At 71.6% G+C, this 16,380-nt stretch carries 17 protein-coding genes; 5 read left to right on the forward strand and 12 right to left on the reverse strand.

Annotation, left to right across the window (positions count from 1 at the left end; translation table 11 throughout):
- Positions 1-10 precede the first annotated feature (10 nt).
- Genes KPL59_RS22795 through KPL59_RS22805 form a run of 3 tightly spaced genes read right to left on the reverse strand, consistent with a single transcriptional unit; the run spans position 11 to position 1,637 of the window.
- The gene (locus KPL59_RS22795) at positions 11-430 is read right to left on the reverse strand and encodes a VOC family protein (RefSeq protein WP_043280718.1); all 420 of its coding nucleotides are present in this window, start codon (positions 428-430) and stop codon (positions 11-13) included.
- Between the two features lie 5 nt (positions 431-435).
- Positions 436-837 (reverse strand): helix-turn-helix transcriptional regulator, encoded by a 402-nt coding sequence (locus KPL59_RS22800; protein ID WP_226352646.1) that lies wholly within the window; start codon positions 835-837, stop codon positions 436-438.
- Between the two features lie 38 nt (positions 838-875).
- Positions 876-1,637, reverse strand: a complete 762-nt coding sequence (locus KPL59_RS22805; protein WP_226361908.1) for an alpha/beta fold hydrolase — start codon at positions 1,635-1,637, stop codon at positions 876-878.
- A 73-nt stretch (positions 1,638-1,710) separates the two neighbouring features.
- On the opposite strand from KPL59_RS22805, the gene KPL59_RS22810 reads away from it, so the two are divergent.
- From KPL59_RS22810 to KPL59_RS22820, 3 genes are all read left to right on the forward strand, one after another.
- Positions 1,711-2,655 carry an NAD(P)/FAD-dependent oxidoreductase gene (locus KPL59_RS22810; RefSeq protein ID WP_226361909.1) on the forward strand — a complete coding sequence of 315 codons (945 nt, stop codon included), beginning with the start codon at positions 1,711-1,713 and terminating at the stop codon, positions 2,653-2,655.
- Between the two features lie 9 nt (positions 2,656-2,664).
- Complete coding sequence (locus KPL59_RS22815) at positions 2,665-2,901, forward strand: zinc ribbon domain-containing protein (protein ID WP_226352628.1); 237 nt, start codon at positions 2,665-2,667, stop codon at positions 2,899-2,901.
- Between the two features lie 167 nt (positions 2,902-3,068).
- The gene (locus KPL59_RS22820) at positions 3,069-4,349 is read left to right on the forward strand and encodes an HNH endonuclease signature motif containing protein (RefSeq protein WP_226361910.1); all 1,281 of its coding nucleotides are present in this window, start codon (positions 3,069-3,071) and stop codon (positions 4,347-4,349) included.
- 27 nt (positions 4,350-4,376) lie between these two features.
- Here KPL59_RS22820 and KPL59_RS22825 read toward each other — a convergent pair whose 3' ends face one another.
- The 8 genes from KPL59_RS22825 to KPL59_RS22860 all read right to left on the reverse strand — a co-directional run bounded on the left by KPL59_RS22825 (position 4,377) and on the right by KPL59_RS22860 (position 13,671).
- Complete coding sequence (locus tag KPL59_RS22825) at positions 4,377-5,381, reverse strand: ABC transporter ATP-binding protein (protein ID WP_226352625.1); 1,005 nt, start codon at positions 5,379-5,381, stop codon at positions 4,377-4,379.
- Positions 5,378-6,352: an ABC transporter ATP-binding protein gene (locus KPL59_RS22830; protein ID WP_226352624.1), complete on the reverse strand. Its 975-nt coding sequence runs from the start codon at positions 6,350-6,352 to the stop codon at positions 5,378-5,380. Before KPL59_RS22830 ends, KPL59_RS22825 begins: the two co-directional genes overlap by 4 nt.
- On the reverse strand, positions 6,349-7,287 hold the full coding sequence (locus tag KPL59_RS22835) for an ABC transporter permease (RefSeq protein ID WP_226361911.1): 939 nt from the start codon (positions 7,285-7,287) through the stop codon (positions 6,349-6,351). Before KPL59_RS22835 ends, KPL59_RS22830 begins: the two co-directional genes overlap by 4 nt.
- Positions 7,280-8,206, reverse strand: a complete 927-nt coding sequence (locus KPL59_RS22840; protein WP_043281097.1) for an ABC transporter permease — start codon at positions 8,204-8,206, stop codon at positions 7,280-7,282. The genes KPL59_RS22835 and KPL59_RS22840 overlap by 8 nt, the downstream gene beginning before the upstream one ends.
- A 75-nt stretch (positions 8,207-8,281) precedes the next feature.
- Positions 8,282-9,892 carry an ABC transporter substrate-binding protein gene (locus KPL59_RS22845; protein WP_226361912.1) on the reverse strand — a complete coding sequence of 537 codons (1,611 nt, stop codon included), beginning with the start codon at positions 9,890-9,892 and terminating at the stop codon, positions 8,282-8,284.
- Positions 9,893-10,156: 264 nt separating this feature from the next.
- A complete protein-coding gene (locus KPL59_RS22850; RefSeq protein WP_226361913.1) occupies positions 10,157-10,921 on the reverse strand; it encodes a transposase in 765 nt (254 codons plus the stop codon).
- Between the two features lie 398 nt (positions 10,922-11,319).
- The gene (locus KPL59_RS22855; protein ID WP_226361914.1) at positions 11,320-12,630 is read right to left on the reverse strand and encodes a dienelactone hydrolase family protein; all 1,311 of its coding nucleotides are present in this window, start codon (positions 12,628-12,630) and stop codon (positions 11,320-11,322) included.
- Positions 12,631-12,819: 189 nt separating this feature from the next.
- Positions 12,820-13,671, reverse strand: a complete 852-nt coding sequence (locus KPL59_RS22860) for a helix-turn-helix transcriptional regulator (protein ID WP_226353312.1) — start codon at positions 13,669-13,671, stop codon at positions 12,820-12,822.
- A gap of 108 nt (positions 13,672-13,779) precedes the next feature.
- On the opposite strand from KPL59_RS22860, the gene KPL59_RS22865 reads away from it, so the two are divergent.
- Both KPL59_RS22865 and KPL59_RS22870 read left to right on the forward strand, forming a co-directional pair.
- The gene (locus KPL59_RS22865; RefSeq protein WP_226361915.1) at positions 13,780-14,730 is read left to right on the forward strand and encodes an SDR family oxidoreductase; all 951 of its coding nucleotides are present in this window, start codon (positions 13,780-13,782) and stop codon (positions 14,728-14,730) included.
- 98 nt (positions 14,731-14,828) lie between these two features.
- The gene (locus tag KPL59_RS22870) at positions 14,829-15,752 is read left to right on the forward strand and encodes an alpha/beta fold hydrolase (RefSeq protein WP_226361916.1); all 924 of its coding nucleotides are present in this window, start codon (positions 14,829-14,831) and stop codon (positions 15,750-15,752) included.
- A 7-nt stretch (positions 15,753-15,759) separates the two neighbouring features.
- Here KPL59_RS22870 and KPL59_RS22875 read toward each other — a convergent pair whose 3' ends face one another.
- Positions 15,760-16,374, reverse strand: coding sequence for a TetR/AcrR family transcriptional regulator (locus KPL59_RS22875; RefSeq protein ID WP_226353311.1), 615 nt, complete (start codon positions 16,372-16,374; stop codon positions 15,760-15,762).
- Positions 16,375-16,380 lie beyond the last annotated feature (6 nt).

Here is a 16,380-nt window from a genome sequence, read left to right on the forward strand (position 1 = left end):
TCCGGCCCGTTCAGGGCCGCTGCTGGATGCGGACCATCGTGCCCGCGGGGTCGCGGAAGGCACAGTCGCGCACCCCGTACGGCTGGTCGACCGGCTCCTGGACGACCTCGGCCCCGCTCGCCTGGAGCCTGTCGAACGCCGCGTCCAGGTCGTTACTGGCGAGCAGCACGGCGGTGTAGGTGCCCTTGGCCATCATCTCGGTGACGGTGCGGCGTTCCTCGTCGGTGATGCCGGGATCGGCGGCGGGCGGGGCGAGGACGAGCGAGACGTCGGGCTGCCCGGGCGGGCCGACGGTGAGCCAGCGCATCGTGCCCTGGCCGACGTCGAGGCGGACCTCGAAGCCGAGCGCGTCGCGGTAGAAGGCCAGCGACGCCTCCGGGTCGGTGTGCGGGAGGAAGCCGGCGTGGATCGTGATGGCGGGTGCGGTCATGGCGTTCACGCTAGGGAGGTCGGCGCCACCGTGGCTTCTCGATTCCTGACCGGTCGGGTGACCTGCTTCGCCACGCAGGCCGGGAGCCCCGCGGTCCCGTCGCGCACGGCGTCGCGGTACACGCTCGGCGACATTCCGACGAGCTCGGTGAACCGGGTGCTGAACGTGCCGAGCGAGGAGCCGCCGACCGCGAAGCACACCTCGGTGACGGTGAGGTCACCGCGGCGCAGCAGGGCCATCGCGCGCTCGATGCGCCGGGTCATCAGGTAGCTGTAGGGCGACTCACCGTAGGCCGCCCGGAACGCCCGCGACAGGTGCCCCGCCGAGACGTGCTCGGCCCGGGCGAGCTCGGTGACGTCCAGCGGGCTGGCGTACTCCCGGTCGATGCGGTCGCGCACCCGGCGCATCCGGACGAGCTCACGCAGCCGCCCGTCCTCGCGGTCGCTCACCGCAGGTGCTCCGCCAGCAGCGCCGCGACCTCGTCGGGGCGTTCGAGGTAGACCATGTGTCCGGTGTCGACGGGGGCGACGGTGAGGTCGTCGCCGAGCGCACTGCGGCAGGCGGCCAGCCAGTCGTCGGTGACGAAGTCGGCCCGCAGGGCTGGCACGACCAGTGTCGGGAGGCCGGCCCGCGGGACGGCGGCGGGGCGGGCCATCTCCGACCAGGCGGTGACGAAGGCCGCCCGGCTGTAGCGCCAGCGCCAGGCACCGTCGCGCTGTTCCAGGTGCTCGGCGACCTCGGCGTCGACGAGCGGTGCGGGCACACCGCTCCAGGACGCGGCCTTGGCGGCGCGGGCGTCGTCACGGGTCGCGAACCCCTCGTCGGCGCGGCCGGCCTCCGCGGACTCCAGCATGTCCTGCGGGTCCAGCCCGTGCGCCGGGTCGAGCAGCGCGAGGCGGGTGACGCGCTCGGGTGCGGTCCGCGCCAGCCGGGCCGCGACCGCTCCGCCGAAGGAGTGCCCGACCACGGCGACCCGCTCGACGTGCTCGGCGTCGAGGACCTCGAGGACGTCCTCGACGTGCTGCTCGAGGTTCCACGGCGGGACCCACGGCGAACGGCCGTGCCCGCGCAGGTCGACGGAGATCCAGCGCAGGGTGGGCAGGGCGGCGAACAGCGGCGCGAACCGCAGGCCGTGGCCGGTGACACCGTGCACCGCGAGCACCGGCGGGCCCGCCGGGTCACCGGCGTGGTGGACATGCAGGGGCATGCACCCATTCTGCACTTTGCTATCTCGGCAACGATGTTTGCCGTCCTGTCCGGCCACTCGTCAGGCTGGGCACATGGACACAGCACAGCGCCACGACGTCGTCGTGATCGGCGGCGGCCCGGCCGGACTCAACGGGGCCATGATGCTCGCCCGCTCCCTGCGGTCGGTGGTCGTGGTCGACTCCGGCCTGCCCCGCAACGCACCGGCCACCGCCGCGCACGGCCTGTTCGCCCGCGACGGCGTCGCCCCGGCCGAGCTGCTCGCGACCGGCCGGGAGGAGGTCCGCCGCTACGGCGGGACGGTCGTCGACGGCGAGGTCGTCGGCGCCCGGCGCACCGACGACGGTTTCACGGTGACCCTCGCCGACGACACCACCCTCGACGCCCGGCGGCTGCTCGTCACCACCGGGCTGGTCGACGTGCTGCCGGAGATTCCGGGACTCGCGCAGGGGTGGGGCGCCGACGTCGTCCACTGCCCGTACTGCCACGGCTACGAGGTGCGTGACCGCCCGATCGCCGTCCTCGGGACCGCCACCGGCTCCGCGCACCACGCGCTGCTGTTCCGGCAGCTCAGCGCGGACGTGGTCTACGTGTCGCACACGGTGGAGCCGACCGCGGAACAGTCGGAACGTTTCGCCGCGCTCGGCATCGCCGTCGTCGACGGGCCGGTGAGCGAGGTGGTGCGGGAGGACGGCGCGATCACCGGGCTGGTCACGCCGTCCGGTGTGCTGGCGCGCGAGGTCGTCGCGGTGGCGACCCGGCTGGAGGCCCGCGCCGGCTTCCTCGCCGAGCTGGGCCTGGTCCCGGTCGAGCACCCGAGAGGGGTGGGGCAGCACCTCGTCGCGGACCCGACGGGCCGCAGCACGGTCGAGGGCGTGTGGCTCGCGGGCAATGTCACCGATCTGAGCGCGCAGGTGGGGGCCGCGGCGGCCGCGGGAGCGTTCGCGGGGGCCGCGATCAACGCCGACCTCGTCGAGGCCGGGGCGCTCGCCGCGCTGCGGGAGCTCGCACGCCCCTAACCTGGGGACGTGCTGGTCATCTTCGGGCTGTCGGGCAAGGAGCGCCCACTGGGCCTGGTCGCGCTGGGCTGCGGCACCTGCGGTCACCCGGGGCCGCAGCCCGCGGTGCACCGGCGGACCCGGTTCACGCTGTTCTTCGTCCCGGTCCTGCCGCTGCGCAGCCGCTACGAGATGCGCTGCCCCGTGTGCGGGGCGGGGCGGACGCTCTCCCGCGACGATGCCCGCCGGTACGGCGCACGGATCTGAGCGACGCGCTCGTCCGGCACGGGGCCTCCCCAGCTCCTGCCACCTGACGGGATCGGCCGGGCGCCACCGAGGCGACAGCTCGCTGCGGTACCACTCCCGCAGGTAGGGAGTTCGCGATCGCGAACGGAAACTAGCGATCGAACACCTGTTCGAGTAGCATCGATGAGGTGACCTCGACCCAGGAGCCACCCGCCCACGCCACCGGCGTGGGCTCCGGCAGGTTCCGCTCCGGTGACCTCGCCCTGATCCAGCTCCTGATCGACCAGGCGATCGGCGACGACACCACCCTGCTCTCCGAGGCCGACCTGATCGACGAGGTCCAGCAGATCGAGTCCGTCCAGGCCTCCCTCGCCGCACTGCAGGCGAGTCGGATCCGGGCGTTCGCCCGGGCCCACGTCGAGAACCACCTCACCGACGACCAGACCAACCGCTCCCGGGCCGACGTCGAGCGGCTCCACCGCAGTGTCGTCGCCCAGGTCCAGCTCGCCTGCCGGGTCTCGACCGCCGAAGCCCGCACCCGCATCGCCAACGCCCGCGACCTGCACACCGGACTCGACCACATCCGCGGCCTCCACACCGCCGGCGAGCTCAGCGCCGCCAAGGTCACCGCCATCGCCGTCGAACGCCGCGACCTCGACCCACACCAGCGCAGGCACCTCGACACCCGCCTCGCCACACACGACCTCACCCGGCTCGGCATCGGCCGGCTCCGCGCCATGACCCGCCGCCTGGTCGCCGAAATCGCGCCCGAACGCTTCCGAGCCCGCGTCCACGCCGCCGCGGCCGAACGCCGGGTCACCCTACGCCCGGCACCGGACGCGATGAGCTACCTCACCGCCTACATCCCCGTCGCACAGGGCGCCGCCTGCCTCGCCGCACTACAGAAAGCCTTCGTGCAGGTCCAGGTCGACCCGGCACCGTTGACCCGCAGCCGCGGACAGGTACTCGCCGACACATTGGTCGAACGCCTCACCGGACAGACCACCGCCACCGCGGTCAACCTGCAAGTCCAGGTCACCGTCCCCGTCCAGGCCCTGCTCGACCCCACCTCCCCACTCCCCGCGGAGATCCCCGGACTCGGACCCGTCCCGGCCGACCTGCTCGCCACCAGCGACGGCACCGCGTCCCTGCGCCGGCTGCTCACCGACCAGGGTCTTGTCATCGGCGGCGACTCACGCCAACGCACCTTCACCGGACTGCTCGCCACCCTCGTGAAAGCCCGCGCCGGGAACCGGTGCACCGAGCCCTACTGCGACGCACCCCTCCGCCACATCGACCACATCCACCGCCACACCGACGGCGGACACACCGAACTGGAGAACGGCCGCGGGGTCTGCGAGTTCCACAACCACATCCGCGAACAACCCGGATGGCACATCGCCCGAACACCCGACGGGACCGTCCTCACGACCACACCCACCGGACACACCTACCGCGGACCGGACTGACCGCGGTGGGCCCGGGCACGGGCACCCTCAGGTCGGCAGCAGGTACTCCTCACTGGCGTGGTGGCAGGCGCTCGGGTGGTGCCCGCCCGGCCGCGTCACCAGCGGCGGCTCCTCGGTCGCGCAGATGTCGGTGGCCTTCCAGCAGCGCGTCCGGAACCGGCAGCCGCTCGGCGGATCCACCGGGCTCGGGACGTCACCGGTCAACCGGATCCGCGTGCGCCCCGCGCGCACCGACGGGTCAGGCACCGGCACCGCCGAGAGCAGCGCCTGGGTGTACGGGTGCGACGCCCGGGTGTAGATCTCGTCCTCGGTCCCGAGCTCCACCATCTTGCCCAGGTACATCACGCCGACCCGGTCGGACAGGTGCCGCACGACGGACAGGTCGTGGGCGATGAAGATGTAGGACAGCCCGAACTCGCGCTGCAGGTTCCCGAGCAGGTTCATCACCTGCGCCTGGATGGACACGTCGAGCGCGGAGACCGGCTCGTCGCACACGATGATCTCCGGGCGCAGCGCGAGCGCACGGGCGATCCCGATGCGCTGACGCTGCCCGCCGGAGAACTGGTGCGGGTAGCGGTTGACGAAGTCCGGGTTGAGCCCGACGACGTCGAGCAGCTCCTGCACCTTCGCCCGTCGCTCTCCCTTCGGCGCGACCTCCGGGTGGATCTCGAACGGCTCCCCGACGATGTCGGCGACCGTCATCCTCGGGTTCAGCGACGTGTACGGGTCCTGCAGCACGATCTGCATCTGCCGGCGCAGCGCCCGCAGCTCCGCCCCACGGCGGGCGAAGATGTCCTCGCCGTGGAAGCGCACCGAGCCCGACGTCGGCGGCTCCAGCCGCATCAGCACCTGGGCCAGGGTCGACTTCCCGCAGCCGGACTCGCCGACGATGCCCAGCGTCTCGCCCTTGTTCAGCGAGAACGAGACGCCGTCGACGGCACGCACGTGGCCGACGGTGCGTTTGACGACCGCACCGACCTTCACCGGGAAGTGCTTGACGAGGTCGGTGACCTCCAGAACGGGCTCGCTCATACGAGGTCCTCCGCGAACAGGCACGCCGACGCCCGCGCTCCGGGCAGCGGGATCAGCGGCGGGTCGGTACCGAGGCAGCTCTCCACCGCACGCGGGCAGCGCGGGTGGAACGGGCAGCCGTCGGGGATGGCGGTGAGCGTCGGCGGGAGCCCGGTGATCGCCCGCAGCTCGGTGCCCTTGCTGTCCAGCCGCGGGATCGACGCGAGCAGCGCCTCGGTGTACGGGTGGGCCGGATTCGCGAAGAGCTGGTGCACGTCGCCCTGTTCGACGATCCGGCCCGCGTACATCACCGCGATCCGGTCGGCGACCTCCGCGACGACACCCAGGTCGTGGGTGATGAGGACCAGCGCCATCTCCCGTTCGCGCTGGATCTCGGCGAGCAGGTCCATGATCTGGGCCTGCACGGTGACGTCGAGCGCGGTCGTCGGCTCGTCGGCGATGAGCACGTCGGGGTCGAGCGCCAGCGACATGGCGATCATGACGCGCTGGCGCATCCCCCCGGAGAACTCGTGCGGGAAGTTCGTGATCCGCTGCTTCGCCCCCGGGATGCCGACCAGGTCGAGCAGCTCGACGGCGCGGGTGCGGGCGTCGCGCCTGCTCATCCCGCGCCGCGTCCGCAGCTGCTCGCCGATCTGGAACCCGACGGTGAACACCGGGTTCAGCGCGGACAACGCGTCCTGGAAGATCATCGCGATGTTCTCGCCACGCAGCTCCCGGCGCCGCTCCTCGGTCGCGGTGAGCAGCTCCTCGCCGCGGTAGCGGACCGAGCCCGCGGTGACGGTCGCGGGCGGGGTCGGCAGGATGCCCATCACCGTGTTCGCGGTGACCGACTTACCGGAGCCGGACTCCCCCAGGACGGCGAGGGTCTCCCCCGCACGCACCTGGTAGCCGACGCCGTTCAGCACCCGGGCGACGCCGTCGCGGGTACTGAACTCGACGTGCAGGTCCTCCACCTCGAGCAGCGGGGTCATGACCGGCCCTTCGGGTCGAACGCGTCGCGCACGGCGTCGCCGAGCAGCACGAAGGCCAGCACGGTGACGACGAGGAACGCGCCGGGGAACAGGAGCAGGTGCGGCGAGGTCCGCAGGTAGCTCTGCGCCTCGCTGATCATCACGCCCCAGGAGACGACGGGGTCGCGCAGACCGACACCGAGGAACGACAGCGTGGCCTCCGCCCCGATGAACGCGCCGAGCGCGATCGTCGCGTACACCATCACCGGGGCGATGGTGTTGGGCAGCATGTGCCGCCAGATGATCCGCCACGGGCTCGCGCCGAGCGCGCGGGCGGCCTTGACGTAGTCCTGGCTCCGGGCGGCGATCGCGGCGGACCGCATGATCCGCATGACGATCGGCCAGGACAGCAGCCCGATCGTGCCGATCACCAGGCCGCTGATGCCCATCACGCTCTGCCCGACCGACGCGCGGAAGGTGGAGAGCACGACGATCGCGCCGAGGACGAACGGCACCCCGAAGAAGACGTCGGCGACGCGGGCGAGCAGCGAGTCGACCCAGCCGCCGGCGAACCCGGCGATCAGGCCCATGATGGAGCCGACCAGCACGACCGCCGTCGTCGCCAGCACCCCGACGACGATCGAGACGCGGGTGCCGTGGACGGTGCGTGCGTAGACGTCGCGGCCGAGGTGGTCGTAGCCGAACCAGGCCTGGGCCGACGGGTCCTGCCGGGCCCGGGACAGGTCGCCCGCGGTCGGGTCGACCGAGGTGAACAGCTGCGGGAACGCGGCCATGACCAGCAGGAACGCGATGAGGCCCGCCGCGACGAGGAACAGCGGCCGTCGGCGCAGGTCGTGCCAGGCGTCGCCGCTGAGGCTGCGGGTGCGGGCCGACACCTCGGCGCGGCCGTCGGTGGCGACGGGCTTGTCCGCGGTGGCGGTGGTGGGGTCAGTCAAGGCGGATCCTCGGGTCGAGCAGCGCGTAGGTGACGTCCACGACGAGGTTCGCGAGCAGGTAGACGATCACCAGCAGGACGACGACGCCGGTCACGACCACCCCGTCGAGCCGCTGGATGGAGCCGAAGATCAGCCCACCGATGCCGCGGATGTTGAAGATGCCCTCGGTGACGATCGCCCCGCCCATGAGCGTGCCGAAGTCGGCGCCGAGGAACGTGATCACCGGGATCGCCGAGTTGCGGGTCAGGTGGACCCCGACGACACGGCGCCGGCTCAGGCCCTTAGCGGTCGCGGTGCGGACGTAGTCGGCGCGCAGGTTCTCCGCGATCGACGTCCGGGTCAGCCGCGCGACGTAGGCCAGCGACAGGCTGCCGAGCACGTAGCCGGGCACGACCAGGTCCAGGAACCCCGGGTCGGCCGGGACGGTCGGCGGGACCAGGCCCAGCCGCAGCCCGAGGACGGACTGCAGCACGTAGCCGGTCACGAACACCGGCACCGCGACCAGGAACAGCGTCGCGGTGAGCACGACGTTGTCGAGGAAACCGCCGGGCCGCAGCCCGGTGAGCACGCCCGCGGTCAGGCCGATGACCGCCTGGATGACCAGCGCGACGATCGCGAGCTTGATCGTGACCGGGTAGGCGTTCGCGATCAGCGTCGCGACCTCCTGGCCGCGGAAGTTCTCGCCGAAGTCGCCCCGCAGCAGGTTGCCGAGATAGGTGAAGTACTGGACGACGATCGACCGGTCGAGCCCGTACTCCTCCCGCATGCGCTCGATGAACGCGGGCGGGCAGGCCTGGTCACCGCACTTGCCGGCGAGCGGGTCGCCGGGCAGCGCCCAGACCATGAAGTAGATGAGGAACGTGGTGCCGAGGAACACCGGCACCAGTTGCAGGAGTCGTCGCAGGACATAGCGCCCCACGGGTCACCTCCGGGTACGTGCGCCGGCGGCCGGGGATCGCCCGGCCGCCGGTGCGGGTGGTGGGGTGGGGCGGGATCAGCCCTGGACGGTCACGGTCTCCAGGTCGAGCTCACGGCCGTAGGTCATCTCGACGTTCTGCAGCCGTGGGGACCAGCCGAACTGCGCGGACTGGTCGTTGATCGCGACGGCCGGCATGTCCTGGATCAGGATGCGCTCGGCCTCGGCCCACAGCGCGTAGGCCTCCTCGGCGGTGGCCGCGGTCGAGCCCTGCTGGACCAGCGCGTCGAAGCGCGGGTTGGTGTAGCCGCTGTTGTTGTTCGCCGCACCCGTCGTGTACTGCGGCCGCAGCACGTACTCCATGGTCGGGGTCGAGGCGACCCAGCCGGAGCGGAAGATGCCGGTCAGGTTCTCCGCCCGGCGCTGCTCCAGGAACTCCGAGAAGGTCGGGACCGGGACGAAGTTGCAGGGCACGCCCAGGGTGTTGCTGATGCTGACGCAGGCGGCCTGCATCCACTCGCGGTTGATCGCGGAGTCCACGTTGGAGATCAGCTCGATCGGGCCGGTGAAGCCGGACGCGTCGAACTGCTGCTTGGCCCGCTGCGGGGAGAAGGTGCACAGCTCGCCGCACTGGTCGTCGACCTTGCCGGGCACACCCTCGGGGATGAAACCGGTGGCCGGCTTCACGAGTCCGTTGTAGACGTTGGCGATGATCGCCTCGCGGTCGACGGCCATCGAGATCGCCTGCCGCAGCTGCGGGTTCGCGTAGCGCTGGTCGTAGATCGGGAAGGTCATCGTGTTGATGCCGGCGTAGGGCTGGTTGCCGTTCCGGTCGGCCAGATCCTGCTGGTACAGGTTGTCGATCAGGAACGAGCCGGGGATGGCCTCCAGGAAGTCCAGGTTCCCGCTGACAACGTCCTGGTAGGCGGCCTCGCTGTCGGCGTAGAAGCGGAACTCGACGCCACCGACGGCGACCGGCTGCTCGCCGCCCCACTCGTCGTAGCGGGTCACGGTCACGTTCTGGTCCGGCACCCGGGACTCGAAGCGGAACGGGCCGTTGCCGACCGGGTTGGCCTCGAACGCGGCCGGGTCGGCGAAGAAGGACTCCGGCATCGGGTAGAACGCCACGTCGCCGAGGGTGTTGACGAAGATCGGCGACGGCGCGGACAGCGCCACGGTGAAGGTGCGCTCGTCGACGACGCGCAGCCCGGACATCGTCTGTGCGGTGGGTTCGCCCTCGTCCGGGTTGACCTGGTCGAACCCGGCGATGTTGGAGAAGAACTCCGAGCTGGACTGGGCGTTGGTCTTCAGCGCCACGTAGTTCCACGCGTCGACGAAGCTCTTCGCGGTGACGGGCGTGCCGTCGTGGAAGGTCCAACCGTCCTTGATCCGGATGGTCCAGTTCCGCGAGTCGGTCGACTCGATCGACTCGGCGACCTTGTTCTCCGGCTCGCCCTGCTGGTTGTAGTCGACCAGCCCGGACCACAGGGCGTCCAGGATCTTGCTACCGCCGGTCTCGCGAGTGTTGCCCGGCAGCAGCGCGTTCTCCGGCTCGGTGCCGAAGACCGAGATCGTGGGGGCGCCCTGGGCGTCGCCCGTGGTGCCGCCTCCCCCGCCGCCACAGGCGCCGAGCACCAGCGCGGAGGTCAGGGAGAGCGCGAGCAGCGCCGCGACTCGAGGTGATCGCATCAGAGTCCTGTCTGTCCGGGACGGCCGCGCCCTGCGTGGTGCGCAGGCGGCCGGTGCGGTTCGGTGGTGGGTCGCACGGTAACCACAGCATCCCGGTTCTCTGGTTACGAATCTATTGCGTCCGCCGTCATTGCACCGAGCAACACGGAATTGCGCACGACGGTCGGTGACCGGATCGCGACAGCACGCCCGGAGCGGTCAGTCTCGAAAAGGCATCGGCGCAGGTCGGACGCATTCCCTGCATTGAGGCTTATTCAGGCTCCGTCAGGTAAGTGTGTAGAAGATGAGTCCGATGACTGCCGAGATTGTCGTTTTAAATGTGGCGTAGGGCCGCCGGTAGTCTGTGTGGAGAACTTTCCACGTTTTGATATGGGCGATGACTCGTTCGATGGTGGCGCGTGTGTGGTTGAGGCTCTTGTTGAATGTTTTTTGCCAGTCGAGAAGTTCCCGGCCGGGTGGTTTTTTGAACGGGGTGAGCATGCCGCGCCCGATGTATCCTTTATCGCCGATCGGGGGGGATGTGGCGAGGTGGTCGAGGGCGCCGGATTGGTCGAGGCAATATAGGTCGTGTCGGGAGCCTGGGGTCGGGTCGGAGATCCACGACAGCTGCCCTTCCAGGGTGGCTGCGACCTGAACGACGACGCCGGTGGTGCGATGCTTGCCCGACCACAGACCCGGCACCGCGGCCCATGACCAGCAGGGCAGCAAGGTTCCATCGATGATGTACTGCCGATCGGCACGAAGCTCCTCTGCCGTCGGAACGACACTCCGCAGCGCCTGTGCCAGCAACGGTGTCACCCCCGTGATCGCTCGACTAACCGTCGACTGCGACACCCCATAGGTTTCCGCCAACTCCCACTGCACACGATTCCCGCGCAGATACGCCAACGTGATCACCACCGACCAGAACAACCCCAGAACCGGCGGCCAAGACAAACGTGCCTCCGTCGCGTCCCGCTGATCCTGCTCATACACTATAGCGACAAGATCCTGAATTTCATCACGCCGGAAACCAGTGGTATAGTACATACTGCGGCAGCCCGTTCATCTCGGATTGATTCGGCAAACCAATATTCGCGATGGACGGGCTGTCGCCCAACCCGACACGCCGGGCTAGATCGTTATTTCACGGGGCCTGAATAAGCCTCCCTGTACCGCTTCCCGTCGACACCGCGGCGGCGCGCATACGACGGCCGACGGGAATTGCCGGAACCACCCACGGAATCACCCACGCGATCGCTCACGGAACCGACCGCGGACACCGCCGGCGCGTGCTCCACCTGCAGGACCGCGGGATCAGAGCCGGCCCGACCCCGGCTCCGCGGACGACGACGCCCTTCCGCTGGACGTCAAACGCTCGACGTATACGTTTCAGGAAAGATCACCCGAAACGGTCATTCGAGTACGGTCGTACCAATCGTGCGCGGTCAGCGCAGCGACGCCTGCGTGAACAGATCGCCCTTCAGGTAGATGTTCCAATCGGCCGCCTTGAGCCCGTGCCCGCCGGAGCGCAGGTGGTAGCTCATCGCCGGGCCGGAGAAGGCCTTGTCGGTGGCGGGCTCCCAGCCCGTCGTACCCAGACCGTTGTCGCCGAGGCCGTACAGGGCGTAGATCTCGGTCGCCGCCTTGTAGGCGAGGAACTCGCCCTCCGGGTCGGCGTTGGAGTCGTCGCTGGCGCTCGCGATCACCAGCTTGCGCGGTGCGACGAGCCCCATCAGCTCGTGCTGGTCGACGGGCAGCTCGTCGACCTTGTCGCCGTAGTTCTTGTAGGTCTGCGGGAACCAGTGCGGGAAGGAGCTGTTGACCCGTGACACCGTCTCGGCGCCCACTCCCCCGTCGCCGCGCCGGGCGAGCTTCGCACCGGTCGAGCCGGAGTTGTTGGAGATGACCGCGGCGAATCGCGGGTCCTGGGCACCGGCCCAGAGCGCGGCCTTCCCGGAGCGGGAGTGCCCGATGACCGCGATCTTCGACGGATCGATGTCCTTGTCGGTCTGCAGGTAGTCCATCGCCCGGCTCGCACCCCAGGCCCAGGCGGCGATGGCCCGCCCGGCGTCGTCGGGCAGGTCGCTCCCGGACGGGTAGAACAGGTTGATCATCTTGCTGCGGTAGCTGCCGCTGTCGTCCGGCGCGATCTGGTCGGCGTCGATCTGGGCGAAGGCGTACCCCGCCTTCGTGATCGTCGAGACCGGTGCGTAGTCCGAGGACTGACCCGGGTCGTCGGAGACCGAGCCCCGGTGGTCGATCATCAGGAAGGTGCCGCGCGGGGTCTGCCCCTTCGGCACGAACAGCCGCAGTGTGAAGGACCCGGTGCCCTCCGGGCCGGTGATGCCGATCGTGACCTTCTTGAGGACGACATCGCCGTCGTCGCTGGTCCGGACGTCGAAGGTCTGCTTGGTCGGCTTGGGCAGCGGCTGGCCGTAGACGTTCTCGCGGAACGCCGCCAGCAGCTCCGCGCGGCGGGTGCCCTCCCACTGGGCGACGTCGGTGACGCCGGTCCCGTCGACCATGCGCAGCGGGTTCGGATACGGCGTGCCGTCGATCGTCACCGTCGCCGCGACGGACAGACCCGCCGTGGGGATCGAGGCGTAGGCGGCGGGGGTGACCGCCGCGGACGTGCCGCCCGCCACGCCCACGCACCCGGCCGCGGCGACCGCACCGACGACGAACAGCGACGTCGCCGTCCTCGCGACGGTGTGCAGGACGCGACGACGGCTGCGCGGACTGATCGGAGTGGACACGGACCGCACGCTACCGAGATGGGAACCCTCTGCAACCGCCGTTGCCGGTATCACGTCGTTCGGGGGACGTGATCACACCCCTACCGTGTGACTCCTGTCGCCACGGGTGTCGCCGCAGGTGACGAACGGGTACGGCGGAACCGCCCGGGGACCCGGAGGAAGCCCGCCGGCGTTCGCGGGTGCGAACCGTCAGGGCCGCGGCGCGGCGTCCTGGGGATCGCCGACGACCGACAGCAGCCGCAGCTTCTCGTGGCTCTCGCTGCCGGGGACGGCCGTGTAGACGAACAGCAGGTGCGCCTGGTCGGGGTCGACCAGGGTCTGGCAGTTCAGCTCCAGCACCCCGAGCTCGGGATGGACGAGCCGTTTCGGGTCCGGCGGTCGCAGACCCACCTCGTGGCGGTCCCACAGTGCGCGGAACTCGGCGCTGCGCCCCAGCAGGTCCTCGGCCAGCGCGGCGGCCCGCGACCCCGGCCCGCGCAGCCCGACGATCCCGCGCAGCCCCGACGCGTACAGGCGCGACAGGAGCCCGTGGTCCTCGGCGACGTAGCGCCCCCGGGCGGCGGGGTCGGTGAACCATCGGTAGCCGAGGCTGCGGGCCGCTCCGGTGTGGACGGTCGAGTCCCCGGTCAGCGCGACGCCCGTCGGCGTCTGCCGCAGGGTCTCGCCCAGCTCGGTGACGATCTCGGCGGGGGTGTCGGCGAGCCGGTCGAGGATCCGCAGCAGACCCGGGGCGACGTGTGCGCTGTCGGCGCCCCGCGCGGGCGGGCGCCGCCCGGCGAGCCGGAAGAGGTGGTCGCGCTCGTCGAGGGACAGGTGCAGGCCCTGCGCGATCGCCACCAGCATCTGCTCCGACGGGTGCGGCCCGCGTTCCTGCTCCAGACGGGCGACGTAGTCGGCCGACATGTGGCACAGCGCCGCGACCTCCTCCCGGCGCAGCCCTCCGGTCCGACGACGGCGCCCGCGCGGCAGCCCGACGTCCTCCGGCTGCAGCGCGGAGCGGCGGTGCCGCAGGAACTCCGCCAGCCCGGCCCGGTCGACCATGCGCACCCCTCCTCGTGTCCTGCAGCCATTCCTACCGCGCGGGCCGCCACCGCAGCCACGGATCGACGATCAGTGGCTACCGGGCCGCGCCCCGGACAGGCTGATCCCATGACACGCACCCCAGACCTGACCCTTCCCGACCTGACCGGGCGCCGCGCCGTCGTCACCGGCGGCAGCGACGGCATCGGCATCGGCATCGCCGACCGGCTCGCCGCCGCCGGTGCCGAGGTCGTGCTCCCCGTCCGCAACGCTGCCAAGGGCGCCGCCGCCGCCGACCGCATCCGGGACCGGCACTCCGGCGCGACCGTCTCGCTCCGCGAGCTCGACCTGTCCTCGCTGGCATCGGTCGCCGCGCTCGGGGAGACCCTGCGGGCGGAGGGACGGCCCGTCCACCTGCTGATCAACAACGCCGGCGTCATGACCCCGCCGGAGCGCCGCACCACCGCCGACGGGTTCGAGCTGCAGTTCGGCACCAACCATCTGGGCCACGTCGCGCTCGTCGCGCACCTGCTGCCGCTGCTGCGCGAGGGCCGGGCCCGGGTGGTCTGCCAGATCAGCGTCGCCGCGGCCCGCGGCCCGGTCCTGTGGGACGACCCGGACTCCGAGCGCTCCTACGACGGCATGGCCGCCTACCGGCATTCGAAGATCGCGTTCGGGTTGTTCGGCCTGGAGCTGGACCGGCGCAGCCGCGCGGCGGGCTGGGGCATCACCGCGAACCTGTCCCACCCGGGCGTCGCGCCGACCAACCTGCTGGCCGCCCGCCCCGACCTGGGCCGGGAGCGGCAGACCTTCGGACGACGGGTGCTCGGCGCGATGTCCCGGGCCGGCCTGCTGATCGGGACCGCCAACTCGGCCGGGCTGACCGCGCTGCTCGCCGCGACCGCACCGGACGCCGGGCACGCCGTGCTGTACGGGCCGAAGGGGCCGGGGCGGGTGGGTGGGCCGCCCGCCGAGCAGGAGCTGTACCGGCCGCTGCGCGACGCCGACGCCGCCCGCCGGATGTGGGACCTGTCGCAGGAACGGGCCGGTGTCACCCTCGACGGCGCCGCCACCCCCTGACAGCCCCCCTCGCCGACGCCTCCGGAACACCGGCGGGCCCCACCGCCGCGGACCCGCCCGGAGAGGATCATGGAGTCGTCGACGTACGGAGGTGCCCAGTGGACGACCAGTCCCCTCAGGAGCGCGAGATCCTGCTGCACGGACAGCGCGTGAGCTACCGCGAGACCGGTCGCGGAGAGGGCCCGACGGTCCTGCTCGTCCACGGTCTCGCCGCCAGCTCGCGCACCTGGGCCCCGGTGTTCGACGCCCTGGGCGGCGGCCTGCACGTGATCGCGCCGGATCTGCTCGGGCACGGCGCCAGCGAGGCACCGCGCAGCGGTGACTACTCCCTCCGCGGCTACGCGACCGGGCTGCGGGACCTGCTGGCCGCACTCGACGTCGAGCGGGCGACGAGCGTCGGGCACTCGTTCGGCGGCGGCGTCGCGATGCAGTTCGCGCACCAGTTCCCCGAGTTCACCGAGCGGGTCGTGCTCGTGTCCTCCGGTGGTCTCGGCCACGACCTGACCCTCGCGCTGCGGGCGGCGAGCCTGCCGGGCACCGAGCTGGTGCTGCGGTCCGCGGCGTCGCTGACCGCGCCGTGGATGCGTCGCGCCGCCCACCGGCTCGCCCACCGCGTCGGCCGGGTGCCGCGCTCGGACATCGACGGTGTGCACACCGCGCTGGAGACCTTCGCCGACCGCGGCACCCGCGGCGCGTTCGTCCAGACCGCGCGGCGCGCGCTGGAGCCGTCCGGCCAGCGGCTCGACGGGGCGCAGCGCCTGCACCTGCTCGAGGAAGTGCCCGTGCTGCTCGTCGGCGGGAACCGCGACCGGGTCATCCCGCCGGCCCACACCCTCGCCGCGCACGACCGGCTGCCCGACAGCCGCCTGGAGGTGTTCGACGGCGCGGGGCACTTCCCGCACGCCGAACAGCCGGCCCGGTTCGTGGCGCTGCTGCAGGACTTCGTCGACGGGACGGCACCGGCCGAGGGCGGCCGGGACGCACTGCGCCGCCGGATCCTGGGACTCCCCCGGGTCGGCTGACCCGTCGTCAGCCGGTCGGCGTCCCGTGGCCGCTCGCGCGGAGCGCCCCGGTCAGCGTGTCCGCGCAGAGCTCACGCACCGCGGCCCGGTCGAGGACCGGGTTCTCCAGCCAGTCGAGACAGACGGCCACGAGGAACGACAGCCAGCCGCGCACGGCCAGCCGCACCGGTTCCGGCGCGGGGCCGGAGCCGACCACGGCCCGCAGCACCCGCTCCTGCTGGCGGGCCAGGTTCCCGTCCACGATGGACCGGATGGCCGTGTCGGCTCCGAGCGCGCCCCGGAACAGGGCGCGGTAGCCGTGCGGGTGGGCCTCGACGTAGTCCAGGTAGGCGTCGAGCACGGCCCGCAGCCGCTCCGCCGGTGGCAGGCGGTCGTCGGGTTCGGTGACGGCGAGGAGCGTCGCGGCCTCCTGCTCGACGACGGCGGACAGGAAACCGCGCTTGCTCCCGAAGTAGTGGTAGAGCAGCCCGCGGCTGATCCCCGCCGCCCGGGCGACGTCGTCGACCCAGACCTCGTCGTAGGGCTGCGTCGCGAACAGCGACGCCCCGGCCGCGAGCAGCTGCCGGCGACGGGTCTCGGTGTCCAGCCGCCGGAACGCCGGCGCGGACGGGCTGTTTGACATGGGAGT

This window comes from Pseudonocardia sp. ICBG1142, assembly GCF_020496255.1.
Lineage (GTDB): Bacteria > Actinomycetota > Actinomycetes > Mycobacteriales > Pseudonocardiaceae > Pseudonocardia.